The organism is Brevibacillus sp. 1238, assembly GCF_029892995.1.
Classification (GTDB): Bacteria; Bacillota; Bacilli; order Brevibacillales; family Brevibacillaceae; genus Brevibacillus; species Brevibacillus parabrevis.
Genome location: NZ_JARXWC010000004.1, coordinates 347,618 through 372,716, shown reverse-complemented (window position 1 = coordinate 372,716; position 25,099 = coordinate 347,618). Strand labels below are relative to the sequence as shown.

25 protein-coding genes are annotated in these 25,099 nt (G+C 53.0%); 12 read left to right on the top strand and 13 right to left on the bottom strand.

Features of this window, described 5'->3' with window-relative positions:
• Nucleotides 1–72: 72 nt before the first annotated feature.
• Nucleotides 73–1,491 (bottom strand): type I glutamate--ammonia ligase, encoded by a 1,419-nt coding sequence (glnA, locus tag M2298_RS12720; RefSeq protein WP_063227267.1) that lies wholly within the window; start codon nt 1,489–1,491, stop codon nt 73–75.
• 224 nt (nt 1,492–1,715) lie between these two features.
• Between glnA and panE the strand changes: the two genes are divergently transcribed.
• From panE to M2298_RS12705, 3 genes are read left to right on the top strand one after another with little or no spacing between them, the layout of a single operon-like run.
• The gene (panE, locus tag M2298_RS12715) at nt 1,716–2,645 is read left to right on the top strand and encodes a 2-dehydropantoate 2-reductase (protein WP_122964390.1); all 930 of its coding nucleotides are present in this window, start codon (nt 1,716–1,718) and stop codon (nt 2,643–2,645) included.
• A 47-nt stretch (nt 2,646–2,692) separates the two neighbouring features.
• On the top strand, nt 2,693–3,628 hold the full coding sequence (locus M2298_RS12710; protein ID WP_173598525.1) for a 4-hydroxy-3-methylbut-2-enyl diphosphate reductase: 936 nt from the start codon (nt 2,693–2,695) through the stop codon (nt 3,626–3,628).
• Between the two features lie 9 nt (nt 3,629–3,637).
• Entirely contained in the window at nt 3,638–4,858 is a 1,221-nt protein-coding gene (locus M2298_RS12705) for an MFS transporter (protein ID WP_173598524.1), read from the top strand.
• On the opposite strand, the gene M2298_RS12700 is transcribed toward M2298_RS12705, so the two are convergent.
• Nucleotides 4,848–5,237 carry a cupredoxin domain-containing protein gene (locus tag M2298_RS12700; RefSeq protein WP_122964393.1) on the bottom strand — a complete coding sequence of 130 codons (390 nt, stop codon included), beginning with the start codon at nt 5,235–5,237 and terminating at the stop codon, nt 4,848–4,850. The genes M2298_RS12705 and M2298_RS12700 overlap by 11 nt on opposite strands.
• Nucleotides 5,238–5,523: 286 nt before the next feature.
• On the opposite strand from M2298_RS12700, the gene M2298_RS12695 reads away from it, so the two are divergent.
• From M2298_RS12695 to M2298_RS12685, 3 genes are read left to right on the top strand one after another with little or no spacing between them, the layout of a single operon-like run.
• Complete coding sequence (locus M2298_RS12695; RefSeq protein WP_122964394.1) at nt 5,524–5,871, top strand: PadR family transcriptional regulator; 348 nt, start codon at nt 5,524–5,526, stop codon at nt 5,869–5,871.
• Nucleotides 5,871–6,548: a permease prefix domain 1-containing protein gene (locus tag M2298_RS12690; protein WP_173598523.1), complete on the top strand. Its 678-nt coding sequence runs from the start codon at nt 5,871–5,873 to the stop codon at nt 6,546–6,548. The genes M2298_RS12695 and M2298_RS12690 overlap by 1 nt, the downstream gene beginning before the upstream one ends.
• A gap of 1 nt (nt 6,549) precedes the next feature.
• Nucleotides 6,550–7,110 (top strand): DUF4825 domain-containing protein, encoded by a 561-nt coding sequence (locus M2298_RS12685; protein WP_173598522.1) that lies wholly within the window; start codon nt 6,550–6,552, stop codon nt 7,108–7,110.
• A 117-nt stretch (nt 7,111–7,227) separates the two neighbouring features.
• On the opposite strand, the gene M2298_RS12680 is transcribed toward M2298_RS12685, so the two are convergent.
• The 4 genes from M2298_RS12680 to M2298_RS12665 form a co-directional block, all read right to left on the bottom strand.
• A complete protein-coding gene (locus tag M2298_RS12680) occupies nt 7,228–7,755 on the bottom strand; it encodes a GNAT family N-acetyltransferase (RefSeq protein WP_173598521.1) in 528 nt (175 codons plus the stop codon).
• Nucleotides 7,756–7,857: 102 nt separating this feature from the next.
• Nucleotides 7,858–8,865 carry an inorganic phosphate transporter gene (locus M2298_RS12675; protein ID WP_173596697.1) on the bottom strand — a complete coding sequence of 336 codons (1,008 nt, stop codon included), beginning with the start codon at nt 8,863–8,865 and terminating at the stop codon, nt 7,858–7,860.
• Nucleotides 8,866–8,883: 18 nt separating this feature from the next.
• Complete coding sequence (locus M2298_RS12670) at nt 8,884–9,501, bottom strand: DUF47 domain-containing protein (RefSeq protein WP_173596698.1); 618 nt, start codon at nt 9,499–9,501, stop codon at nt 8,884–8,886.
• Between the two features lie 76 nt (nt 9,502–9,577).
• Entirely contained in the window at nt 9,578–10,192 is a 615-nt protein-coding gene (locus M2298_RS12665) for a LysE/ArgO family amino acid transporter (RefSeq protein WP_122964400.1), read from the bottom strand.
• A 144-nt stretch (nt 10,193–10,336) separates the two neighbouring features.
• Here M2298_RS12665 and M2298_RS12660 point away from each other — a divergent pair, with 144 nt between their 5' ends.
• Nucleotides 10,337–11,785 (top strand): aminotransferase-like domain-containing protein, encoded by a 1,449-nt coding sequence (locus tag M2298_RS12660; protein ID WP_280648586.1) that lies wholly within the window; start codon nt 10,337–10,339, stop codon nt 11,783–11,785.
• A 108-nt stretch (nt 11,786–11,893) separates the two neighbouring features.
• On the opposite strand, the gene M2298_RS12655 is transcribed toward M2298_RS12660, so the two are convergent.
• From M2298_RS12655 to M2298_RS12625, 7 genes are all read right to left on the bottom strand, one after another.
• Nucleotides 11,894–12,226, bottom strand: a complete 333-nt coding sequence (locus tag M2298_RS12655) for a spore coat protein (RefSeq protein ID WP_122964733.1) — start codon at nt 12,224–12,226, stop codon at nt 11,894–11,896.
• A gap of 16 nt (nt 12,227–12,242) precedes the next feature.
• Nucleotides 12,243–12,551, bottom strand: a complete 309-nt coding sequence (locus M2298_RS12650) for a ferritin-like domain-containing protein (protein ID WP_122964402.1) — start codon at nt 12,549–12,551, stop codon at nt 12,243–12,245.
• A gap of 117 nt (nt 12,552–12,668) precedes the next feature.
• On the bottom strand, nt 12,669–13,481 hold the full coding sequence (locus M2298_RS12645) for a hypothetical protein (protein WP_122964403.1): 813 nt from the start codon (nt 13,479–13,481) through the stop codon (nt 12,669–12,671).
• Nucleotides 13,482–13,540: 59 nt separating this feature from the next.
• Complete coding sequence (proC, locus tag M2298_RS12640) at nt 13,541–14,383, bottom strand: pyrroline-5-carboxylate reductase (RefSeq protein ID WP_280648585.1); 843 nt, start codon at nt 14,381–14,383, stop codon at nt 13,541–13,543.
• 21 nt (nt 14,384–14,404) lie between these two features.
• On the bottom strand, nt 14,405–15,673 hold the full coding sequence (locus M2298_RS12635; RefSeq protein ID WP_280648584.1) for a glutamate-5-semialdehyde dehydrogenase: 1,269 nt from the start codon (nt 15,671–15,673) through the stop codon (nt 14,405–14,407).
• 58 nt (nt 15,674–15,731) lie between these two features.
• Nucleotides 15,732–16,832 carry a glutamate 5-kinase gene (proB, locus tag M2298_RS12630; protein ID WP_173596702.1) on the bottom strand — a complete coding sequence of 367 codons (1,101 nt, stop codon included), beginning with the start codon at nt 16,830–16,832 and terminating at the stop codon, nt 15,732–15,734.
• Nucleotides 16,833–17,182: 350 nt separating this feature from the next.
• Nucleotides 17,183–17,803 (bottom strand): hypothetical protein, encoded by a 621-nt coding sequence (locus M2298_RS12625; protein ID WP_122964407.1) that lies wholly within the window; start codon nt 17,801–17,803, stop codon nt 17,183–17,185.
• A 198-nt stretch (nt 17,804–18,001) separates the two neighbouring features.
• Between M2298_RS12625 and M2298_RS12620 the strand changes: the two genes are divergently transcribed.
• From M2298_RS12620 to M2298_RS12600, 5 genes are all read left to right on the top strand, one after another.
• Nucleotides 18,002–18,418, top strand: a complete 417-nt coding sequence (locus M2298_RS12620; RefSeq protein ID WP_122964408.1) for a hypothetical protein — start codon at nt 18,002–18,004, stop codon at nt 18,416–18,418.
• A gap of 175 nt (nt 18,419–18,593) precedes the next feature.
• Nucleotides 18,594–19,319 carry an ABC transporter ATP-binding protein gene (locus M2298_RS12615; RefSeq protein WP_122964409.1) on the top strand — a complete coding sequence of 242 codons (726 nt, stop codon included), beginning with the start codon at nt 18,594–18,596 and terminating at the stop codon, nt 19,317–19,319.
• On the top strand, nt 19,312–20,973 hold the full coding sequence (locus tag M2298_RS12610) for a putative ABC transporter permease subunit (RefSeq protein ID WP_122964410.1): 1,662 nt from the start codon (nt 19,312–19,314) through the stop codon (nt 20,971–20,973). The genes M2298_RS12615 and M2298_RS12610 overlap by 8 nt, the downstream gene beginning before the upstream one ends.
• Before the next feature lie 237 nt (nt 20,974–21,210).
• Nucleotides 21,211–22,326, top strand: a complete 1,116-nt coding sequence (locus M2298_RS12605) for an S-layer homology domain-containing protein (protein ID WP_280648583.1) — start codon at nt 21,211–21,213, stop codon at nt 22,324–22,326.
• A 352-nt stretch (nt 22,327–22,678) separates the two neighbouring features.
• A complete protein-coding gene (locus M2298_RS12600; protein WP_122964412.1) occupies nt 22,679–25,087 on the top strand; it encodes a 3-hydroxyacyl-CoA dehydrogenase/enoyl-CoA hydratase family protein in 2,409 nt (802 codons plus the stop codon).
• Nucleotides 25,088–25,099 lie beyond the last annotated feature (12 nt).

The window sequence follows — 25,099 nt, the reverse complement described above, 5'->3', positions numbered from 1 at the left end:
AGGCTTAATCATTTATCGGGAGCATGCGTTCTTTATTTGCAGTATTTGTCCGCGAATTGTCTCCCTTAAATCTTACAGATCGTAATACAACTCAAACTCTTTCGGATTCACCGTGCGCTCGACTTGTTGGATGTCGGCGCGTTTCAGGGCGATCCAGCTTTCGATGACTTCCTTCGTGAACACGTCGCCTTCGAGCAGGAAAGCGTGGTCTTGCTCCAGAGCAGTCAATGCTTCCTCCAAAGAGCCAGGGGCGCGCTTGATCTCGTGTTTTTCGGCGTCGGTCAAGTCATAGATGTTTTTGTCCAGCGGGCCGTAGCCAAGCTCGCGCGGGTCGATTTTGCGCTTGATGCCGTCCAGACCAGCCATCAGCATGGCAGCGAAGGCCAGGTATGGGTTGGCGGTAGAGTCTGGCGTGCGAAATTCGATCCGGGACGCTTTCGGAGTCACGGCTGCTACCGGAATCCGTACAGCGGCGGAGCGGTTTCCTTTGGAGAATACGAGATTGACTGGCGCTTCGTAGCCAGGAACCAAGCGTTTAAACGAGTTGGTGCTCGGGTTAGTCAAGGCGATCAGGGCAGGCGCGTGGTGCAAAATGCCGCCGATGTAGTGGAGCGCAGTCTCGCTCAGGTTTGCATAGCCGCCTTGCTCGTAGAACAGCGGAGTGTCGCCGTCGAACAAGCTTTGGTGGACGTGCATGCCGGAGCCGTTGTCGCCGACGATTGGTTTCGGCATGAAAGTCGCTGTCTTGCCGTGCTTTGCCGCTACGTTGCGCACGATGTATTTGAACAGCAGCAAGTTGTCGGCAGTGCGAGTCAAGGTGTCGAAACGGAAGTTGATCTCGCCTTGGCCGGCAGTAGCTACTTCGTGGTGATGACGCTCCACGTAAAGTCCAGCCTGAGTCATCAAGGTGCACATTTCGTTGCGGATATCCATTTGGGAATCAGTCGGCTGCACAGGGAAGTATCCGCCTTTGTTGCGAACTTTGTATCCCAGGTTTTGGCCTTCTTTTCCGGTGTTCCAGAACGCTTCCTCGGAATCGATATGGAAGTAGGAGCCGGATGGGCCGGAGTCGTAGCGCACGCTGTCGAACAGGAAAAACTCGGATTCCGGGCCGAAGTAGGCTGCGGTAGCCAGACCAGTTTGTTGCAAGTACGCTTCTGCCTTGAGGGCGATGCCGCGCGGGTCGCGAGTGTATGTGGTGTTGTCCGGATTGGCAATGTTACAGACGATGTTCATTGTTTTTGCTTCTACGAAAGGATCGATAAAAGCGGTGGACGGGTCCGGCATGGCAACCATGTCGCTTTCCTCGATGGATTTGTAGCCGACGAGACTGGAACCATCGAAGGCAACGCCATTGCGGAAGGTGCCTTCATCTACGGCGTAAGCAGGAACGGTAACGTGGTGTTGACGGCCAAGCAGATCGACGATACGGAAATCTACATATTCCACTTTCTCTGCATCAATGGTGGACAAAACAGTTTTCATATCCAAAACAACCCACTCCAATCGCGAAATATTTTCGTATTTGGTAAATTATTGTTCGTGTTTTCGTGAATTTCTATATCTCGAATTATAGCGATAACAAACAATGTTCGTCAAGAGGTTTTCTAACTTTATATGTTAGTTTTTCTAACATGATATTGCGGGGTTTTGAAATTGGTTCCGGTTTTGTAGAATATAGACGAACTATTACGAATAAATGGAGGCGAACGGCGATGAAAGTATTGGTACTGGGAGCGGGCGGAATTGGCGGTTACTTTGGCGGCAGATTGGCGGAGTCAGGGGTGGATGTAACGTTTCTGGTGCGCGAACGTAGATACAAGCAAATGCAAGAGCGGGGATTGCGGGTGCAAAGCATTCACGGCGACTTGCATCTGGAACAGCCGCAGATGATTCAGGCGGGGGAAGCTGCGGGGCCTTTTGACGTCGTATTGTTGTCCAACAAAGCGTACACGCTAACAGAAAGCATCGACGCGATTGCTCCCTACGTCAGTGAACATACGGTCGTCATCCCGTTGCTGAACGGAATCGCTCACATGGAGCTGCTGTGGGATCGCTTCGGGCGCGAGCGTGTGCTGGGAGGGCTTTGTTTTATTGAAACAACGCTGAATGCAGAGGGCGATGTCGTGCAAACCAGCCCGATCCACGATGCGGTGTTCGGGGAATGGGAGGGCGGAAAAAGCGAGCGTGTCGAGAAGATCGAGCAAGCTTTTGCCAATATTAACGGAACGATGCGGGCCAGCAACAACATCCAGCGAGAGGCTTGGCACAAATACTTGTTCATTGCGACGTTCTCCGGGATCACCACGCTCATGAACTCCGCTGTCGGTCCGATTCGCGAAGCGGCGTACGGTGTAGAGCTGACAAGACAGCTGGCTGAGGAAATCGTTTCGGTCATGCAAGCTCTGGAAGCACCGATCAAGCCGGACATCGTCGAAAAGCAAATGGAGACTTTCCAAAACCAGCGCCCGCAGACGAAGTCCTCCATGCTCCGCGACATGGAAAAAGGGCTTCCGGTCGAAGCCGACCATCTGCAAGGCTACCTTTTGGAGCGAGCCGAGCAAAGCGGCTTGTCCACTCCGCTTTTGAAAGTTGTCTACAATAATCTGAAGGTTTACGAACTGAAGCGGGAAGAAGGCAAATAAGGTATAATAGTGGGCGAACATCATTAGAAATTTAGGAGGGGTTATAGATGGAAGTCATCAAGATTTCCCCCCGCGGATATTGCTATGGTGTTGTCGAGGCCATGGTCTTGGCAGCGCGTACAGCCAACAATCTCGACTTTCCCCGCCCGATTCACATATTGGGCATGATCGTACACAATGCCCACATCGTTGAGGCGTTTGAAAAACAAGGCGTCAAAACGTTGGACGGAGAAGACCGGATGGCTCTCTTGGATCAGATCGACGAAGGAACCGTCATCTTCACCGCGCACGGCGTCTCTCCCGAGGTGCGGAAAAAAGCAAGGGACAAAGGGCTGACAGTAGTCGATGCGACCTGCCCGGACGTGACCAAAACACACGATCTGATCCGTGAAAAAATCGCGGACGGCTACCATGTGATTTACATCGGGAAAAAGGGGCATCCAGAGCCGGAGGGCGCTGTCGGCATTGCGCCGGATCGCGTGCATCTCGTGCAAAAAATCGAAGAGCTGAAGCAGCTCGACGTACCGACTGACAAACTCATCGTGACCAATCAGACGACGATGAGCCAGTGGGATGTCAAGCATTTGATGGACGCCATTCTGGAGCGCTTCCCAGGGGTGGAAGTGCACAACGAGATTTGTCTGGCAACGCAAGTTCGTCAAGAAGCGGTGGCTGGCCAGGCAGGAGAAGCCGATCTGTGTCTCGTCGTGGGCGATCCGCGAAGCAACAACTCGAACCGATTGGCCCAAGTGTCGGAGGAGATCGCGAATGTGCCGTCCTATCGGATTGCCGATTTGTCCGAGCTGGACATCGAATGGCTGCGCGGAAAGAAAAACGTGGCGGTTACGTCCGGGGCGTCTACGCCAACTCCTTTGACCAAGGAAGTCATTTCGTTCCTGGAGCAATTTGACGAGTTCAACCCGGCTACATGGGAAAAGAAACGGACTGTCGACATGACGAAAATTTTGCCGAGGGTGAAATAGGAGAGCCATATGCCAGGATCACAGGTCGGTATCGGATTATCGGGCGCTGGCGGGAGATACTTCAGTCTCAGCGCCCTTTACCTTTTTATTTATTACGGGTTTGGGGCATTTTCTCCGCTCATTACCCAGTATTACAATTCCATTTCGCTCACAGGCACCCAGATTGGATTGATCAGTGCCGTAGCCCCAGTCGTTTCGATTATCGCTCAGCCGATGTGGGGCCTTTTTTGTGACCGCTTTCAAATTCGCAAAACTGTGTTGATTCTGACACTTGTTGTCTCGGGATTGGTAGGATTGTTTTTCATCGGGACGTCTGCCTTTGCTTTTGTCTTTTTGCTTTACCTGATCCTGTCGTTTTTTCAAAGCGCGATTATCCCGGTCTCCGACAGTCTGGCGTTGGGATATGCGAAAAAAAACGGGCTGCAATTCGGCGACATCCGCTTATGGGGAGCGGTAGGGTTTGCGCTTGCGGCATTTGTCACAGGGCTGCTGGTTGAGAAGCTGGGGCCGTCCGTGCTCTTTTATTCTTACTGTTTCGCGCTGTTGATCGCCGTGCTGCTTGTGTTGCGCGTACCGGATGAGTCGCAGGAGACGCCGCGCTTTCGGGTTGGCATGCTGACTGGCATGCGCGATCTGCTGCGGATGCCGCGCTATTTGTTGTTTCTTTTGGCGTCGTTTTGCGTGCTCGGAGCTGTGAACGCGAACAACATCTGGTTTTCGCTGTTTTATCAGGAGATTGGCGGCACTGTGGCGGGAGTAGGGCTGGCTTTTCTGTTGTTCGCAGGCAGTGAAGCGCCGTTCATGAAGCTGGCAGGCATGATCGTGCGGCGGTGGGGGCTGGAGCTGACACTTTTGCTCGCCGCTGTATTCGGAGCGGCACGCTGGCTTTGGTACAGCTCGGCTCCAAGCACGACGCTGGTCATCGCCATGTTTTTCGTCCAGGGAATTTCGGTCGGATTTTACTTGGCGACATCCGCCCAATTTGTGCGCGAAAATACGCCCGCTTCCCTCCAGGTGACGGCGCTGGCCATCTTCTTTTCCGTGGGAGGCGGGCTGGGAACGATGCTGTGCAATCTGGCGGCTGGCTGGATCAAAGATTCCTATTCCACGCTAGGCATTTATTTATTTTTCGGGATCATCACGGTAATCGGGATCATTCCGTTGGTGATGATCAAATTCGGGCCGTGGAAGCAGCGTTCGTTCGACGAGGACGCGGAGGTTACTCAATAATGAGCATGCCCTGATAGCCGCTTTCCGGATAGCCAGGTGCATCCGAAACGAAGAAGAACCGCCCTTTTTTAGCGGCGGAAAACTGCAACATGGTCGACTGGGTAGGCTTCAGCTCCATGGAAGCCAGGTTCAGCTCGCGTATGGACAGATTGTGCGGCCGGGTGTCTGTGTTGACGATCATGAGGGAGACTCGCTCGCCTTCTTTGGCAGACAGCTGGCTGGGGAGAAAGCCGGCGCCGGAAATCGTGACGGTGTGCGTCCGCGTTGTGGCGGCGTAGGAAGTAAGCATGTGTTGATGATGATGCGTCCAAAGCAGCGTTAATGTCACGGCAAGTGCGAGGAGTGGATAGCGAAGCTGCCGGAACCATTGACGAGACATTTTGCATTCAGCTCCTTTGCGGCAATAACATGGTGGTTGTAGATTGTACTATTATCCTGTCCTCAGTCATTGCCCAATAAACACATTTTTCCTCAGCCCCCGACGCAAGGCGAAATGCTGCCATGGCGGGCGAAAGGTCTGTGCCTTGCAGGAGTGAATAGTGAAAAGCTCTCTTGAAAAAGAGGGCTTTTTCTTTTTGCGGAACAGAGCGATTCAATCTATCTCACGCATATTACTTTGTCATACATAGTAATATGTGCTATGCTGTACTTGCGAGGTGAGCCGGATGAGTGACAAAGGCATTAGCAGCGATTTGATCCGCGGACACATCGATACGATCATTCTGCGGGTTTTGTGTGAAAAAGACAGTTACGGATATGAGATCATCAAAACGATTTTTCAAAACAGCGAGCAGCAATATGAATTGAAGGAGCCTTCCCTGTACACCAGTCTGAAAAGATTGGAGGGGCAAAAGCTCATTTCGTCATATTGGGGCGATGAAAGTCAGGGCGGCAGGCGCAAATATTATCAGATCACCGCAGAAGGCAGGGCGGCATATGCAAGCGCGCTCGCTTCGTGGCAGGTCGCCAAACGGTTGATAGACAAGCTGATCGCCAGACAGGAGGAAGCGTGATGGAACATCTGCAAGCTCATGTGGAAAAGCTGTTTTACAAATACAAAAAGAGCAACCAGATAGAAGAGTTGAAGTGGGAAATGCTGAGCAATCTGGAAGCGCGAGTCGCGGATTTGGTCGCAGACGGGATGGAGCTGGAAGAAGCGATGCGTGTCGCCATCGAGCAGCTTCCCTCGGCGGATCAGCTCGTCGGGGAAAAGCGCAAGGTATACGTCGCGATCTTTTTGCAGGAGCTGGTACAGCGCGCGCTTTTGTACACCTTGGTCGCCTGGGTGCTGACGATGCCGCTGCGGATATGGGGAATGGGCATTTTGCTGAATCACAGTTTGCTTGCCCTTTGTTTGCTGGAAGGAGCTGTGTTTGCTGTTTTGCTCGGGATAAATCGGAAGACTGGCAAGCGAAAAGCTGTCGAGCTGAGCCTTCGCTCTGCTTTTACTTTGCGAAAAACGGCCTGGTTGCTGTGGGGATTGTATATGGCTGTATCGGTTGCGTATACGACAGCGCTGCATTTTGGCAGCGATATTTGGTTCGCCAGGGAGATCAGCCTGTCCGGGCCGTATCAGTTTGCCACGGTCGCCGTAGAGTATGTGTTGCCCCTCGTCTCTATCATCGTGCCGCTGTTGTTGCACGTCGTCCCAGATGTGATGATGCAGTGCGAAGCGAGGGAGGAAGATTGAGATGAGAACGAAGCTGATTGTTTTGCTCGCGGTAATCGGTTTGGGGATGTTTGCCTTGATTCAGGGCGTCATCATTCCTGACAGAGAGCTTGCTGCCAAACAGTATTTGGAAGACCAGCAAAATCCGCTGACACACGATTTGCAAACGATTTTGCCGTACAAGCACAAATACATGGGGGCGGTTTCCAACCTGAATTTGTTCAACCATTTGCCGTTGAGCAATGAGCGGCGCTCGTTTCAGCTGCGTCCCGAGCAATTTGCGATTGAGGTCAAGTACGAAGCCAGCGAGTTGCGTTCCGACGAGAAAAAGATCAGGCAAGCTCTGCTGTACAATTCTGTTGCGGCTTTTGCCCTGATTGACAATTTGCAAATCATCGAGTACCAGTTCGTGGACGAGACGCTGACGATTGCCCGCGCCGACATTCAAAAAGCGTTTGGAGACGATTTGGATTTGAAGTCGCTGTTGACGACAGACAAGTGGCGGTCCGAAGTGCAGGAGAAGTGGAGAGACGAGGCGTTTTTGGCAGAGAGTGTGAAGTTGCTGCAAGAAAAGCGGCAGTAGAGGTGGGAAAAGCAAGAAGTCTTCTGTTTGGGGGTCAGTCCCGTCTCCCGGCAAGCAGGGGAAGGCTTGCTTTTTCTGTTTGGCCGGGAGCAGGCTTGAGGGCCGCTTGCGCTTGCCTTAGGCAAAAAACGCTGGAGAATAGCGAACCGTTCCATGGACGCCATCCAGACCGCCAGGAACAAGCTCCAGCGCCATGAATGCTTCGTCCGGCACTTCAAAAGGAGCGCGGATATCCCATTGCGAAGCGGGACGGAAGCCGAACTTGGGGTAGTATTTCGCATGTCCGAGCACGACGATCGCTGTATACCCAAGCTCTTTGGCGATCTCGATCGACTTGTTGATCAGCGCAGTCCCGATTCCTTTTCCTTGCTGGGAAGGGAGGACGGAGACGGGAGCCAGGGCGAGCGCCTGATGGGAGGAGCCGCCAGCGTGAACGATCTCGATTTTGCTCAGCAACAAATGTCCGATGATGCTGTCGTGCTCTTCATAGACGAGTGACAGGGCAGGGATGAATGCGTCGGATGCTCGCAAGCGCGAAACCAAAAGATGCTCGCTGTGATCACTGAAAGGCTCATCGGCAAAGGCGGCTTGTACTACTTGCTCGGTTGCGAGATAATCGCTCGGTTTTTCTGCACGAATCGGCATGATCTATTCCTCCGAATGTCTTTTCCCCATTGTACATCAAGCTGATTCAGATGGCGTACTGGCGATCACATTCGCGAAGGCGGCTTTGAATACAGCCCCCCATTAAAAAAACAGGCTTAACACGTAGTAAAAGAAAGCAGCAAGCAACGCGGAGATGGGGAGGGTGATAAACCACGTAATGATGATTCGCTTGGCGACGCCCCAGTTGACCCCTTTCAGCCGTTTTGCCGCCCCGACGCCCATAATTCCCGACGAAATCACATGGGTGGAGCTGACCGGAAGCCCCAGTTGTGTAAAGGTAAAAATGATCGTGGAGGAGCTTAAATCGGCGGTTGCGCCGTTGATCGGCTCGATTTTCGTAATTTTTCCGCCGACGGTCTTGATAATTTTCCAGCCGCCAACAGAGGTGCCAAGCCCCATCGATATCGCGCAAATCAGCTGGACCCAAAACGGAATGGTCGCCGTATCAGTATGCAAGCCAGCAGCTACCAGAGCAAAGACGATAATGCCCATCGCTTTTTGTGCATCGTTCGTTCCGTGTGTAAAAGATTGCAGGGCGGCGGTGACGATTTGAAAGTAACGAAAGCCCCGGTTCACTTTGGCGGGCGGGATGTGGATGCTGCGAAACACGGCGTAAACGAGCTTCATCAACACAAAAGCGGCGACGAGCGCGATGATCGGCGACAAAATCAACGCCTCGAAAATTTCGATGAAGCCGTTCCAGTTAATTTGCTGCACGCCGGCTGAAGTGAGAACCGCTCCCACGACTGAGCCGATCAACGCGTGGGAAGAACTGCTGGGAATGCCGTACCACCACGTAACCAAGTTCCAGAAGATCGCGGCCAACAGCGCAGCCAGCACGATCAATACGCCAAATTCCAGCTTGGCGGGATCGGCGATTTTTCCTCCGATCGTTTTCGCGACTCCGGTAAAGGCGAGAGCGCCGACAAAATTCATCACGGCAGCCAGCGCAATAGCCGTTTTCGGCGGCAATGCTTTTGTCGAGACGGTGGTGGCGATCGCGTTGGCCGTATCGTGGAAGCCGTTGATAAAGTCAAAAGAAACAGCCAGCACAATAACAGCCACAACAAGAGGCAGGCTTGTATGCATGAGAGTAGCCTCCTTGGTTTATGTATTGCCCATGATTACAGTCTCCATCGCGTCAGCGACATCCTCGCAATGATCCATGACGTCCTCCAGTACCTCGTAAATCTCCTTGAACTGCATAATGTGAATCGGATCGCTCGACGCTTTGAACAGCCGGCGAATACTTTCCCGCTCAAGCTCATCCCCGGTACTTTCCAAATCGTTGATCCGAATAATGTACTCCTTCATGCCTGGCAGCTTTTGCTTTTGCAACAGCTCGATGGCGAGCAAAATTTGCTGGGTAGAATCCTCGATCAGTTGGCCGAACCGCACCATCGTTTCATCCGGCTCCATGATGTCGTACATGTAAAGGCGAGCCGCACACCCTTCCAGACCGTCCAGCACATCGTCCAGCTTGATCGCCAGGTTCATCACGTCTTCACGCTCGATTGCCGTGATGAACGTCTTGTTGATGCGCACAATGATTTCGTGGATCAGCTTGTCGCCCTTTGACTCGAACACTTTCATTTCCTCGGCAAAGCTTTTTAAGGTGTCCAGCGAATTGATTTTATATTGGTTGAAATACACAGCGGAATCATGCACGTTTTTGGCGATTTCGTACAAGTCGTCCAAAAGGGCATCCGATTTGGTAAAAAGCATAAAAAGACCTCCACATCGTAAGTCGACTAGACATAGTGTGAGTGGAGGCGGGTTTCGTTATTCACTTTTCGCAAATCTAGAGCGAAAGGAGCTGGCTTGCCATGTAAACGGCGACACCCCACATGATCAGCGCCGAAACGATGTTCAATGTGCGCAGCAAGCTGCCGGAGCGATCCAGCTTGCCCGTGATTCTGCCTGCCAGCGCCAAGCCGAAAAACCAGAGGCAGGATACGAGAATGCAGGCGAGCGTAAAGCCCCACTTTTCCGTGCCTGCATAGCTGAGCGAGCTGGTCCCGATTACGCCGATCGTATCGAGGATCGCATGCGGATTGAGCAGCGACACCGAAGCGGCAAACATCATTTGCTTTTTCGCGGAAAAGCTTTCCTTCTCTCTGTTTTCCGGATCGGGACGGCTGCGCCAGGTCAAGTAGCCCATGTACAGCAAAAAGCAGACGCCGATTATGTACAAGACCGTTTTCAGCCAGGTCACAGTCAACACGATCAAGGATACGCCGAGAACAGCGAGCAAAATCAGGATGGCATCGCATACGGCAGCCGTAACAATGACAGGTGCGGCTCGCCACAACGTAGGCTGCGAAGCTCCTTGATTGAATACAAACACGTTTTGCGCTCCAAGCGGCAAAATCAGCCCAAAGGCGAGCACAAAACCGTGCAAAATGGCTTCGGCCACGATTTCTTCCTCCTTTTTCCCATAAGCACATGAGTGATTGCGTTACCGACATTATGGCGGAGGAAGGGCGGAATGTCTCCAGCCAATTGGTTTGCTCGCATCCCAACCAATTTGTAAAATAGACGTAAGAGGAGGAGAAAGCGGATGCTGACGATTGACTGGAAACCGGACAAAGCGGGAGACATGCCTGTGTATGCCCAGATTGTCGCCTATATAAAAGGGAAGATTGCCGGGGGCGAATGGCCGATCAACAGCAAGCTGCCTGCGCAGCGCGCTTTGGCCGCAGCTTTCGGAGTGAACCGCAGCACGGTTGTGACCGCCTTGGAGGAGCTGAAAGCGGAAGGACTGATTGAAGCGACGGTCGGCAGCGGTTCGGTCGTCTGCAATAACTCGTGGTCGCTCTTGACCACTACGCCGCCTCCTGATTGGCTCGGGTACGTGCAGTCGGGCACGCATTTGCCCAATTTGCCGACGATTCAAGACATTAATCGCTACGAGCCAGATCCGCGCTACATCCGGATGGGAACGGGAGAGCTGTCGCCACGGTTGATTCCGACAGCGGAGATGGAGGATGTTCTCGGTGATTTGCGGGGAAAAATGACGCAGCTTGGCTACCCGGAACCAAAAGGGCTGCTTCCGTTGCGCGAAGCCATCAGCGCGCATCTGCTCACGCGAGGAATCGCAGCCTCGCCAGCATCGATTTTGGTTGTATCGGGAGCGTTGCAAGCGTTGCAGCTGATTTCTCTCGGCATTTTGCACAAAGGCTCGACGATTTTGCTTGAGCAGCCATCCTACTTGTTTTCGCTGCCGCTGTTTCAGTCTTCGGGAATGAGACTGGCAGGTGTTCCGATGGATGAACAAGGAATATCGCCACAAGCCCTCACACGGCAAAAGCAGCTTCACAACGGGGCGCTGTTGTATACGATTCCCGCCTTTCACAATCCGACCAGCATTTTGATGAGCGAACAGCGCAGACGCCAGATCATGGCGACATGCGAAAAAGCGCAATTGCCGATTTTGGAAGACGATGTGTACGGGGAGCTGTGGCTGGACGCGCCGGGACCTGCTCCGCTGAAAGCGAGTGATCAAAGCGGGCTGGTGCTTTACATGGGCAGCTTGTCCAAAACGCTTAGTCCTGGCTTGCGGATCGGCTGGATTGTCGGGCCGCAGCCGGTCATCGAACGGCTGGCTGATGTGAAAATGCAAATTGATTACGGCTCCAGCGCCCTCTCGCAATGGGCCGCAACCGAGTGGCTGACGTCAGGACGCTACGAGCGTCATCTGAGGCACATTCGCCAGTCCTTGCGTGTGCGAAGAGATCGCATGTGCGAGTTGCTTGCCCGCTGGTTTGGCGATTTGGCCGACTGGCATGTTCCCCAAGGAGGATTTTACGTCTGGCTCCGCTTGCGCCAGGCTGTGTCGATGCGCAAGCTGTTTACCCAAGCTTTGGCGGAAGGCATTTTGCTCAATCCTGGCTATGTGTACGACCAGACGGACAGCCAGCATTTGCGCTTGTCTTATGCGTATGCAGATGAGGCAGAAATGGAGCGGGCGTTACACACTGTCGCCAAGCTATTGAGGGCAAGCGAGTGAAAAGCGATCAATGAAAATGAATTGCGCCAGATTGTCAGCGCAAAACAGCCACGACCCGCAAAACAGAACGGGCCGTGGCTGTCCAAGACGGATGCTGCGTGAGCAGGCTTAATGATAAGGGAACTGGGTGGAATACCCGGAGAACTGCTGGTACGCTTGCTCCAGCTTTTGCTGTTCTGCCGCTTCGAGCTTGTACCAGCCTTTTTGGAACATCAAATTGTACGCTTCCCGCGCTGATTGGTGCGTCTCATCCAGCATCTGCATCATATCGGCGTGCAGCTGTTGGTGGCTCGCTTCACGAACAGCGACGTTCAAGCCGTCGGTCACGTATTTGCATGTTGCCAGGCAGTCGTTGATAAAGTCGCGGTCGTTCATTTGCGGACCTTTGACTTGTGGCAGTTGACCGGATTGCGGATTGGCGATCTGATTTTGGTTTGGCATCGTCATTTTCCCTCCCTTACTGCATTTGTTGCTGCTGTTGTTGGGATTGCGTCTGTGGCAAGGTAGCCATGATCGCTGTGTTGTTGTTCTGGAGATGGGAGAGCAGCTTCTGGTAATGCTGTTGGTGCATGCGTCCGGTTTTCTCCAGACATTGTTTTACATCCGGGTCAGTCGCTTGCTGGGCAAAGAAATGCAGCTTCTTAAAGGCAAGCAGCTCCCAGGAGAGCGCGTCCTTTATATAGCTCAAGTCTTTTGTCGAGATGACTTTGGGCGGCTCGGGAATCGGCGCTTGCGTAAAAGGCAGGGAAGACATGATGGATGGCATCTGATTGCTCCTTTCATGTTGAGATACATGTATAGGATGGACAACTCGGAAGCAAGTAACCCTGCCTGTTTCCGGCAAAAAATAAAGAACCGATCAGCGCAGGATCGGTTCCATATATTACGAATGAGACAGCTCCAGCGAGGCGACCTGGATGTCGATGCTGGCAGGAGCGATATTCAGGCAAAAGCTTGCTTCCTTGTGCAAATCCTCCTGAATGTCGCGGACGAGCTTGGTTATATCCGTCAAATAAGGCAGCTTGAGCGCCAATGTAATTTGAAGCCGCGGCAAATCTTCAAACGAGAACAGCACTTTGACGACCTGGCTGACTTCCTCGTAGCGGCTGCATGTAGCCTGAGCGATTTTGCGCAAAACTTGCGGGTGAATGACGATCCGTCCGCCGGAAAAAGGCGGATGCACGACGGTCGATTCTCCGATGACCTCTTTTTTCGAACTGAATATTTGGGTGGCGGAGGAGATCAGCCGTTGCAAAAAGTCTTTTTCCACTTCGACGCGCGGAATCGGAATGACGTGTCTGCCCATCGTTTCCCGTACATAGCGGGCAGCCTCGATTTCCTGCGGCGGTTTGATCGATTCGATGGGAATGTATTCGATGGAAGCGGGCAAATGCAGCGCCTCTACAATCCGGGTGATCATGCGCTGGGACGTCCCGAGAATCAGCAGCCGTCCCGGTTGATGCTGTTCGAGACTGCGCCGCACTTCCTCGGCGTGCTCCTCGTAATGAAAAATCGCCCGTTTGACAGCCTGGATTTTCGTCTTTTCGTATTTGGCGGAGGTTCCGGCCACCTTGCGCCCCTGGTAGATCAGGATGCCATCGTCAATAATGGCGTCGATGTTCATGCGATGGGCGAGTTCTAGTGCGCTGGAGCTTTTTCCTGTGCCACTGGTTCCGTACAGGGCGTAGATTTCCATGGAATCCCTCCTTCGACTGTTTTTTTCTATTATACAAGAAGCAGAAGAGGGACAAAAGCTTAGCGGTACTCGGCACCCATTTCTCTGGACCGTTCTGTCGCCCGCAAAATCGCGGCGGTGACGGCCTCCTGAAATTGATACGATTCCAACACGGCAAGCCCAGCCTGCGTCGTTCCTCCCGGACTGGTCACTTGCTTGCGCAGCAAGGCTGGCTCCGCTCTTGTTTCCAGCAGCATCGTAGCGGCTCCGATTACGGTTTGAAGCGTCAGTTGGCGGGCCATTTCCCGATCCAGTCCCGCTGTCGCACCAGCGCCCATCATGGCTTCGACCAGGTAGTAAATGTAGGCGGGACCGCTGCCGGACAGACCCGTGATAATATCCAGCTCTTCTTCCGCGACTTCGTACACGGTGCCAATCGCTTCGAACAGGCGCGTAGCGAGAGTAAGCTGCTCTGGCTGAACAAAAGCGTTGGCGCTCATCCCGGTTGCGGACAGCCCGACAGCAGAAGAAGTGTTGGGCATCGTGCGAATGATCGGGCAGTCAACGCCCAGCCATTCCCCGATCAGGCTGGTGGAAACGCCAGCGACTACGGAAATGATCAACTGCTGGGGAGACACTTTTCCGCGAAGCTCCATCAGCGCTTCCCCCGCATCTTTTGGCTTGATTGCCAAAATCAAAATATCAGATGTGCGGGCTACATCGAATTTGTCCGTCGAGGTGCTTACGCCGTAGGCAGTAGCCAGCTCCTCCAGCCGTTCGAGGTTGTTCCGGTTTGTCACCGTCATTCGCTCAGCCTGAATCAAGCCTTTTTTCAAAATTCCCGAGAGCATCGCTTCGACGATGGAGCCGGCTCCGAGAAAGCCGATTCGTCCGTTTGTGATGGCGGTTGCTTGGTTGCTCATAGCTGTTATCCTCCTTTTGGACTAGCGGATTTGTCCCGTGCCGCGCACGACGTATTTGTAAGAGGTGAGAGCAGGCAGTCCCATCGGCCCGCGAGCGTGCAATTTTTGCGTACTGATGCCAATCTCGGCCCCGAAGCCAAATTCGCCGCCATCGGTGAAGCGGGTAGACGCATTGTGATAGACGGCAGTAGCATCGACGGAAGCCAAAAAGTGCCGGGCTGCCTCCAAGTCCTCCGTCACGATTGCTTCGGAATGACCTGTGCTATGTGTGGCGATGTGCTCAATCGCTTCTGCCAGACTGTCCACCGTGCGGACAGCCAGGACGAGATCGGAGTATTCCGTATCCCAGTCAGTCGGCTCAGCGCTGACCAACAAGTCGGCGAGATCGTGGTGAACTGCTCGCGTCTTTTCGCAGACGCGCAACTCGACCCCGGCTGCCAGCAGCTTCTGCAAAAGGGAGCGCTGGGAATCGTGCGCCCAGCTTGCATGGATCAACAGCGTTTCCGCAGCGTTGCAAACGGCAGGCCGGCTTGTTTTGGCGTTGACCGCGATTGCTTCCGCCATGTCGTAGCGGGCGGCTTGATCCACGTAGATGTGACAATTGCCCACCCCTGTCTCCAACACAGGCACGCTTGCCAGCTTTAGCACCCGCTGAATCAGCCCGGCGCCGCCGCGAGGAATGATGACGTCCACGAGTCCGTTGGCGGTGCATAAAACGTCGACAGATTCATGTTCGGCAAAAGGCAAATATTGGACAGCTTCTTGCGGAAGGCCAGCGACCGCCAGCGCTTCGCGAATCGAGCGGACGAGCGCCAGATTGCTGTGAACCGCGCTGTGGCTGCCACGCAGGACGATGGCATTCCCGGTTTTGAGCGCGATCGCTGCCGCATCTACCGTGACATTCGGCCGGGCTTCGTACACCATGCCGATGACGCCAAGCGGAACGCGAACTTGCTCGATGACAAGACCGTTGGGCCGGGTCCATGAGTCGATTTGCTGCCCGACGGGATCGTCAAGAGCCGCCAGCGAAGTCAGGCTGTCTGCCAAATCTGTCATCCGCGCAGGCGTCAGACGCAAGCGATCGAGATAGGAAGCGGGTTGCCCGTCAGCTTCCGCCTTGGCGATATCTTGTTCGTTGGCTGCCAAAATGATCTCTGTATCTGCCAGCAGCCTTTTCCCGATTTCCGTGAGAGCTTTGTCTTTTTCCGCTCGGCCAAGCAGAGCCATCTGCCGCGAAGCCTGCTTTGCCAGTGAGAGTTGTGCCAGCACGTTTTCCTTCAAGCTTTTCATTTTCTCCCCAACTCCTTGTTCTTTGTCTCTTTGTCTATAAAAAGGCGCTAAAAAACGCTTACCGTGTCGGTGTCCATTCATCGCGATGTATGACTGTGCCGCTGCGCCGCGTCAAGTTGGAAGGAGAAAGAGAAGCGAGCAACTGGTCAGCGCCATATCTGCTGACGCCCCGTCCGATCAGGGAACCGTCGCAATACACTTCAATGACTTCGCCTTCCGCGAACTTCCCTGAGACTTCGCGCACCCCCGCGAGAAGCAGGCTGCGGCTTTTCTCTAAAATCGCTTCTGCCGCTCCGCTGTCGACCGTGATCGTGCCGCGAACAGGGGAGTGCAGCGCAATCCATTGTTTGCGGGTAGAAACGCCGGAGGAGGAAGGAGCTTCCGGGTGATAGCCGACATAAGTGCCATCGCCGTTGCCTGCCAGCGCTTGCACGAGATCTGCTGGTTGCGCCAATTTTCCGATAAAGCTTGGAATCCCCAGACCTTGCGCCGTTCGCGCTGCAATCAGTTTGGAGCGCATCCCGCCAGTACCTAGCTGTGACGCCCCTTTTGCCAGTGCCTCGATTTCGTCCGTGACTTCTGCAAGCGAGCTGATCCGCTGGGCGTCAGGATGGTGGCGAGGGTCTTTGTCATACAGTCCGTTCGTATCGGTGAGAATCATGTACAAATCGGCGTGTACCAAGCCTGCGACCAGTGCGCCGAGCATGTCGTTGTCGCCAAAGGTCAGCTCTGCGACCGATACGGTGTCGTTTTCGTTGATGATCGGCAAAATGTTTTTGTCGAGCAAAAGCGACAGCGTTTGAAAAGCGTGCTGATAGCGCTCCCGGTGCGAGAAGTCTCCCCGCGTCAGCAAAATTTGCGCCACGCTGAAGTGGTGGGCAGCGAACATTTGCGTGTACGTTTGCATCAACAGACTTTGGCCGATGGCTGCGGCAGCCTGCTTTGCTGCCAACGAGCGGGGGCGCTGCTGATAGCCGAGACTTTGATAACCGCTTGCGACTGCTCCCGAAGAAACGAGTACAACCTGATGCCCGGCCGCGCGGAGCTTGCTGATGGCTGCGACGAGCAGCGACATTTTTGCGGGATCAACTCCACCGCCCACAGCGGCAATCGAGCTGCTGCCCACTTTGACAACGAGACGCAATTTTCCCTTCTTCATGCTTTAACCTCCTAGCTAGGACAATAAAAAAAGCCCAATCGTCTCTTTGATTAAGGACGAAAGGGCATGTTTAGCCTTACGCGGTACCACCTTATTTGACGTTTGCGGACAGGGAAGTCCAGTCGCAAACATCCGGCTCTCTTTCTTTGATAACAGGTGAAAGAAACCTGTCCAGGTCTTCCCTGGATGCTCTGGGGTGGGTTCGAACCGATTCATGGGCGAAACCTCTCAGCCGCTGGATTTCGCTCTCTGGACCTGAAGGGCGGTTTTACTGTTCCCCGTCATTGCCGATCACTATGCGCTTATTAATTCACTATTATTCTGTAGGCCCACAAGAAATGTCAAGAGGGTTATTGAAATTGTTCGCTGCCATATGCTCCCGACCTGGCCTTGATCTCGAAGCGCTTCGTCTTCTGATCGCGGACGAGACGGTAGCGCAGCGTGCGGTCGGAGGCAAAAGACGAATCGGTTGCGTCCTGCACCGTGACATCCAACTCGCCGTTGCTTTTGGCTACTGTCGTATTGCGCACGGAGATGAGAACCGGATAGTCCACGCGCGGAATGGCGACAAATACTTTGTCCTTGATCAGCTTGGTAGTCAGCTTGTCGTACATGGACAGAGCAAGCGGCATGCTCCAATAACGACCGAAGTAGCCGACGATTTTGTCTTTGCTCTCAAATTGCTTCGGCAGCTCCCGGAAGACCAGCCCATCTTCGTAGACGGTTTTGCCTTTCGCGTTGTCGAGCGCCGCGAAATACACTTCTTCCAGTACATGCTCTGCGCGGTTCAAAAACAGCACAACGTCCATTTTGTTGTCGCCGAGCTTCTGAATAGCGGACAGCTTCACAGGCTTGTTTTGGGCTTTCGTCTTGCTTTTGCTCTCCTCTTTGGCGGGCATCGTGCAGCCGACAGAGAACAGAGGCAAGGAAAGAGAAAGAAAAATCACCCAGTTTTTCCAGTTGTTTTTCATGGCGCACCTCTTTTGAAAAAACGGTAGTTTCCTGTTAGCGTGTGTGGGAAAAGAGATCAATAACCAAGAGAAAAGCTGCCAGTTGCCAAAGGATGAGGTTTGCGCGGAAAAAGGAAACAGGATAGGGGTTGTCTGACACACGGATTATGTCTATCATGAAGAGAGTTGTGCAGATCGAACAATTGAGGTGGAAAATAAATGTTTGGATTTGGAAAAAAGGCAAAAAAACCGGACGGTATTGATATTTTGATCATCAAAACGGTCGATGCCAAAAACCGTAATTTTTACCAGGTAGCTTTTCCGAGCGTAGTAGCAAATGATGTACTGTCTATGCTGCAAAAACTGGAAAAATCGAAAATCAACCAGCAAGAGTTTTTGGGGGAAATCGGCGGATTCCGGATCGTTACCCATCTGGAAGCGCTGACCAGCTATGACGTGCTCGACGATGCTGACATGGAAGCACATCCTATTCAAATTCCTGACTTCGCCAATATGCTGCTGCGCCGTCTGGAAGCGTTGGATGAGAGCGGAGCGATGGGAGAATCCGAGGATTTGGCTTTTATCATGGGCGAGTTGACCATGCTGCGCGACGGCAGCTTTGTGCCGCAAAACTAAAACGAAAAAACGTAAGGTATCTGCTGGCTCGTGCCGGGCAGAATACATCAGGGGCCGTGGGAGAAACCGACGGCTCTTTTGCGTATTCGCAACTTTTGGGCAAGACCGTTCGTATACATAAGGTGGAAGCTGCTGGAAACAGGCTGGGAAAGAGCGCGGGCTAGGAGGGACAAACATGATTGAACTGGTGAATGTGACAAAAAGCTACAACGGTGCGACAAAAGCAGTCGACCAGTTGACGCTGACCGTGCCAAAAGGCGAGATATTCGGGTTTCTTGGCCCAAACGGCGCCGGAAAAACAACGACGATCAAGATGGTGACAGGAGTGATTCGCCCCGACCAAGGCGAGATCACGATTAACGGAAAAAATATTGGCACGACCCCGCTTGAAGCCAAACAGCAATTTGGCTATGTGCCCGATAGTCCCGATCAGTTTTTGCGGCTCAAGGGGCTGGAGTACGTCAACTTCATGGCCGATATGTACCAGGTGCCAAAAGAAGTGCGGGGGCAGAGAATCATGGAGCTGGCCAGAAGATTCGACATGACGAGCGCACTGGGCGATTCCATTCAGAGCTATTCGCACGGCATGCGGCAAAAGATCATGATCATGGGCGTGCTCGTGCACAATCCGGAAGTGTGGATTCTCGATGAACCGCTCACAGGACTTGATCCGAAATCGTCGTTTACGTTGAAAGAAATGATGCGGGAGCATGCAGACAGTGGACGGACCGTCTTTTTCTCCACCCACGTGCTTGAGGTGGCCGAAAAGTTGTGTGATCGGGTTGCGATCATCAACAAGGGGAAAATTTTGTTTTGTGGCACCTTTAAAGAGATGCAGCAGCATTTTCAGTCGGACGTGTCGCTGGAAAGCTTGTTCCTGGAGTTGACCAAGCATGAATAAAGTAGTGGGTTTGACAAAAGTGCTGCTCAAAAACGCAGGAGGGACGAAGCAAAAAGCCAGCGCCTGGAAGACGGTCCTGATTATGATTGCGATTGCCATGGGAATGATCCCGATGATTCTCGGGGCTGTCGTCTTTCTTTCCGCGCTATATGACGGGCTGGAACTGATCGGGCAGCAGGCCGCATTGCTCGGACTCGGGGTGACAGTGGCTTCCCTGGCGATTTTTATGTTCGGAATTTTGTACGTTCTGAGCGTTTTTTACTACTCGCAGGATGTGGAGCAGCTATTGCCTTTGCCTCTGTCGCCTGGGCACATTCTCAGTGCAAAATTCCTGGTTGCACTGGTCTATGAGTATCTTACGGCACTGGTCTTGCTGGGGCCGCTTCTGATAACATACGGAGTGAAGAGCGGAGGGGGCTTTTTTTACTATTTGTTTGCCCTGTTCATTTTTTTGCTGGTGCCGATCTTGCCGCTCGTGATGGCGGCTCTCGTCGTCATGCTGTTCATGCGCTTCACAAACGTAGGCAAAAGCAAGGAACGCTTCCGCTTGATCAGCGGTTTGCTGGCGATTGGTGTCGCGCTCGGCTTCCAGATGTTTGTGCAGCGTCAGGTCAGCAGCAAGGCGGACAGCATTGAACAGTTGCAACAGATGATCGTCAGCCAGGAAAACGGACTGCTGAACATGATTACGCAGTTCTTTCCGGCAAGCAAGCTGGCAGCCCTCGCCCTGCAAAACAGCGGAACGTTGCTCTCCTGGGGCTTTCTCGCCAGTTTCCTGCTGGTGGCACTGGCGAGCTTCGGCGTGTTTCTGGTGATTGGAAACCGTTTTTACTTTGCCGGGGTAATGGGAATCAGCGAAGCGGTGGCCAAGCGAAAAATGGTCGGTGCGGCCGCTTTTCAAAAGCTGATCCGTGAGCGCTCCAGGCTTGCGTCTTACTTTTTAAAAGAATGGAAAATACTTTGGCGAACGCCCGCGTTTTTGCTGAATTGTACGTTATCCAGCATCCTCGTTCCGCTCCTTGTTTTGCTGCCGCTTTTGGCACGAGAGGATAGCGAAAAGCTGATTGCGCATTTGCAAAGCCTCATGCAAGGCGAGCAGGCGGGCGGGATCGGCCTGGCGATCGTGTTCGGGGCGTTTTTGATACTGGGCAGCATGAATAGTACATCGGTAACAGCCATCTCTAGAGATGGGCAAGGGTTTTTTTACAATAAAACATTGCCGATCGGGCCTGGGCAGCTGATATTGGCGAAGGTGCTGCCGGGATTGCTCCTCAGTGGCATCAGTGTTCTTGTGCTGCTGGCCGAAGCTGCCTGGCTGCTGGCGCTGCCTGGCGAGTTCCTCTTGTTCGCTGCCTTGTGCGTGATTCCGTCCGTGCTGTTCATCAACCTGGCAGGCATCGCGATTGATCTGCTTCATCCCAAGCTTGGATGGGGTTCAGAACAGGAAGCAGTAAAGCAAAACATGAATACGTTGCTGCTGTTTATGATCGGCTTGGTGGCGGGAGGGTTGGTCGTTGTGGCTAACTTCCTGATCGGGGCTTCGCTTTGGGTCACGGCTTTGGGACTTTTTGTGCTTTTTGTACTCCTCGATTTTTTGATTTACAGACTGCTTGTTGCCAAAGGACCAGGATGGCTGGAAAAGATCGAAGAGTGAGGATACGCTAGGATGCTTGCAAAAGCCGTTCTCCCCTTGATGGAGCGCGGCTTTTTTTGCTTATGACGTTTTACCGAGCACATTTTGCGAAAAGAGGGTATAAAGAAGTGCGTGATACCGCCCGATACATGTAAGGGAGATCGTTTTGCATTCGGGACTATAGTCGGTTCCGGGGCGACGCTCGCAAGGGAAAAGGGAATAAAGACTCTGGCAAAGGAGAAAGGAGTAACTGCAAACATGATGAAGCGTTTTGCTCTCTGTTTTTTGATGGCATGGCTGCTTGTTCAGGCTGTGTGGACGAGCGGAGCGAATGCCGCCGCTGGTTTTGACGACATCGATGGACACTGGGCAGAGCAACAAATTAATGAACTGGCGAGCCTGGGGATTATCAAGTCGAACGGCAAACACTTGTTTTATCCCAACAAGCCGATTTCACGCGGCGAAGCTTTGGCGCTGCTCAATCGCGTTGTTGAGAAAGTATACGGTTCGCTCGATCTTCCGCAGCGGAAGGAAAATCTTGACTACAACTTTCTGCTCCGGGGGGAAGTAGAACAGCTGCTGGTCAATATGAAAACGGTTTGGCAAGTCGAGACAAATGCCCTGTCGACGTACGATCCTGGCGACAGGATGCTCTATTACTTGTATCTCGCTGAAAGCGGTCAGTTGATCAAAAAGCAACAGAAAGAAAATCCGAAATGGTGGCTGTCCAGTGCAGCTTTGCAGCAGTCGCTGTCTAGAGAAGAGGCCAGCCTGTTGCTCTTCCATGTGCTTGCACCGCAAAAATTCAGAACAGCCAATCTAAAACCACAGGACGCGGCTACGTACTTCGACAGCTTCTATGAGTGGAAGCAGGATCGGTATTACCGCGATACATACTCGCCTTACCCATTGGCTATTCGAGAGTTTCAGCTGTTTTTGACGGAAAAGACATTCTCGCCTGACAAGGTCATGACGCGGGCAGAATACGCTGTAGTCATGAAGCGTTTGCTTGATTATTATCGCATAGACACGCTGGCCCAATTTCGTGCCGCGATCAATCAGCAGCAAAAAATCGCTCAGTTGTATTTGCGTTCAGCCAATTTGGCCTGGGAGAAAAAAGATCAGGCCCGTTTGTCCGTCGTATTTAGTCCTGACGCATTGAAAAGCATGGCCGCGCTCCCGCAAGTTCCCAAGTACAACGGCCCGGTAACGATCACGAGCAAAGTAGACATCAACGATCCGAAAATTCTCTGGCTGATCGGTTTTTATCCCGATCCGGTAAAAGGAGATTTTCAAATCGAATACAAGCTGGAGCAGGCAGACGTCAATGCATTTGGACGCAAAATTACCGCGGTAATCTACAGCGAAAAATAGGCAAAGCAATCAGGGCATTCGCGATGGATGCCCTGATTTTTTTAAATGCCGCACCGACAAGTGACGATTGCAAATGACAGAATTTTCGATTACAATAAAACTGAACGGTGACTCAGTAAGTGGCAGCCGGATCTGACATCTCAAGGCGGGAGCTTTAGCCAATATGCGAGATGTATTTTTTGGCCCATCTAATGAATGAGTATTCATTCAACTAAGACATGAGCTTTTGCATACAGGAATATCTTTAAGAATGGTAGAAGTAAATAAAATGATCTAGTAGTCAGAAAATTATGGGATTATGGCAACAACCGTGAGTAGCCTCGACAGAGGATTTCTAAAGGAGGATTTGGAGATGGAACGCAAAATTCGCAAAGCGGCGGTTCTCGGTTCCGGTGTCATGGGTGCGGGAATTGCAGCTCATCTGGCAAACGTCGGGATTCCTACCTATTTGCTTGACATCGTGCCACGGGAATTGACGGCGGACGAGAGCAAAAAGGGACTGACACTGGCTGATTCTGTCGTCAAAAACCGGATTGCACAAGCGGGCAAAGACAGGCTTTTGAAAGAAAAGCCGGCACCGCTTTACGATAAAAAGAGCATGGAACTGATCACGGTAGGCAACTTCGAGGATCATCTGCCACTCCTCGCAGAAGTCGACTGGATCATCGAAGTAGTCGTGGAAAATCTCGATGTGAAGAAAAGCGTCTTCGCCCAGGTAGAAGCCCATCGCAAGCCAGGGACGATCGTCACTTCGAATACATCCGGTGTGTCGATCAACGAGATGGCAGAAGGGCGCTCGGACGATTTTCGCAAGCATTTTCTCGGCACGCACTTTTTCAACCCGCCGCGCTATCTGAAGCTTTTGGAGCTGATCCCGGGGCATGATACCGATCCGGAAATCGTCTCGTTCATGAAGCAATTCGGGGAGCATGTGCTCGGAAAAGGCATGGTTGTCTGCAAGGACACGCCGAACTTCATCGCCAATCGCATCGGTACATACGGGCTGCAAGTCTCGATCCACGAGATGGTGCGCCTCGGCCTGGGAGTGGATGAAGTCGATGCGTTGACTGGTCCGGTCATCGGCAGGCCGAAAAGCGCCACGTTCCGCACGCTGGATGTCGTCGGTCTGGACACTTATGTGCACGTGGCGGGGAACGTCCGCAACAAGAGCACGGATGAAGCGGAACGGGCTGTTTTTGCGGTGCCGGAGTTTGTTTTGCAGATGGTGGAGAAGCGCTGGATCGGTCAAAAGGCCGGGCAAGGATTTTTCAAGCAGGTCAAGTCGGCGCAAGGAAAAGAAATTTTGGCGCTCGATATCAACACCTTGGAGTATCGCCCGAGCGTGAAGCCGAAGTACCCTTCCCTAGATGCTGCGAAGACGGCAAAAACGTTGCCGGAAAAACTGCGCGCGCTCGCATACGGCAAGGACAAGGGCAGCGAGTTTGTCTGGAGCGTCTTCAAGAAAGTTTTGCTGTATTCCGCTGAAAAAGCTTACGAAATCGCGGATGACATCGTCGCAGTCGATCAGGCGATGAAATGGGGCTTCGGCTGGGAGCTTGGTCCGTTCGAGACGTGGGATGCGATCGGCGTGGAAAAATCAGTCGCCAAAATGCGCGCGGAGAACGAACAGATTCCGGCGCTGGTCGAGGAGCTTTTGGCAAGTGGAAAAACGACGTTCTATCAGAAAGCGGAAGGACGGCGCGAAGCCTTTTCGATCGGCGGCAAGTATAAAGCGATAGAGGAAGACAAGAAAAATATCAATCTCGCTGCCCTCAAAGAACAAGGCAAGCTGATCAAGAAAAATGCAGGCGCGGCGTTGATCGATCTTGGCGACGGCGTTGCGTGTCTGGAATTTACCTCTCCCCATAACGCGCTCGGTCTGGATGTGCTGCAAATGGCGAACCAGGCTGCGGAAGAGGTGCAAAAAAACTTCGCGGGTCTGGTCATCGGCAATCAGGGCAAAAACTTCTGCGTCGGGATGAATCTCGCGATGGCCTTGATGGAGGCGCAGGATGAAAACTGGCTGGAGCTAGACATGCTCGTCAGCAACTTCCACAAAGCCGCTCGCGCGATTCGCTACATGCACCGTCCAGTCGTCGCAGCACCTTTCGGCATGACGCTCGGTGGCGGCGTCGAGGTGACCTATCTCGCTGACCGTGTACAAGTAGCGGCAGAAACGTACCTCGGACTCGTCGAGGTCGGTGTCGGGCTGTTGCCAGGCGGCGGGGGAACGAAGGAAATGCTGTTTAGGGCGATGGAAAACGTGCCGGAAGGAGGCAGCATGCCAGTTGATCCGTTCCCGTTCGTCGCAAGAGCTTTTGAAACGATTGCGATGGCAAAAGTGTCGACCAGCGGACAGGAGGCAATCAATCTCGGTTATTTGCGGCCGACCGACCGGATCAGTGTCAATGCGGACCACCTTTTGTACGATGCGAAACAGCTTGTGCTTGCGATGGACCAAGAAGGCTACACGCCGCCTGCGCCGCGCAAAATCCGCGTGATCGGGGAGACGGGCTACGCCAATTTGCGCCAAAACATTTACGCGATGAGAAAGAGCGGCTACATTTCCGAGCACGATGAGCTGATCGCAAGCAAAATCGCCTATGTCATGTCCGGCGGAAATGTGCCGGCGGGTACGGAAGTGACAGAAAGCTACATTTTGGAGCTGGAGAAGCAAGCGTTCCTTGCCCTGATCAAGACGCCGAAAACCCAGCAAAGAATGCAGCATATGCTGACGAAAAACAAGCCTTTGCGCAACTAGGGGAGGGTGAGG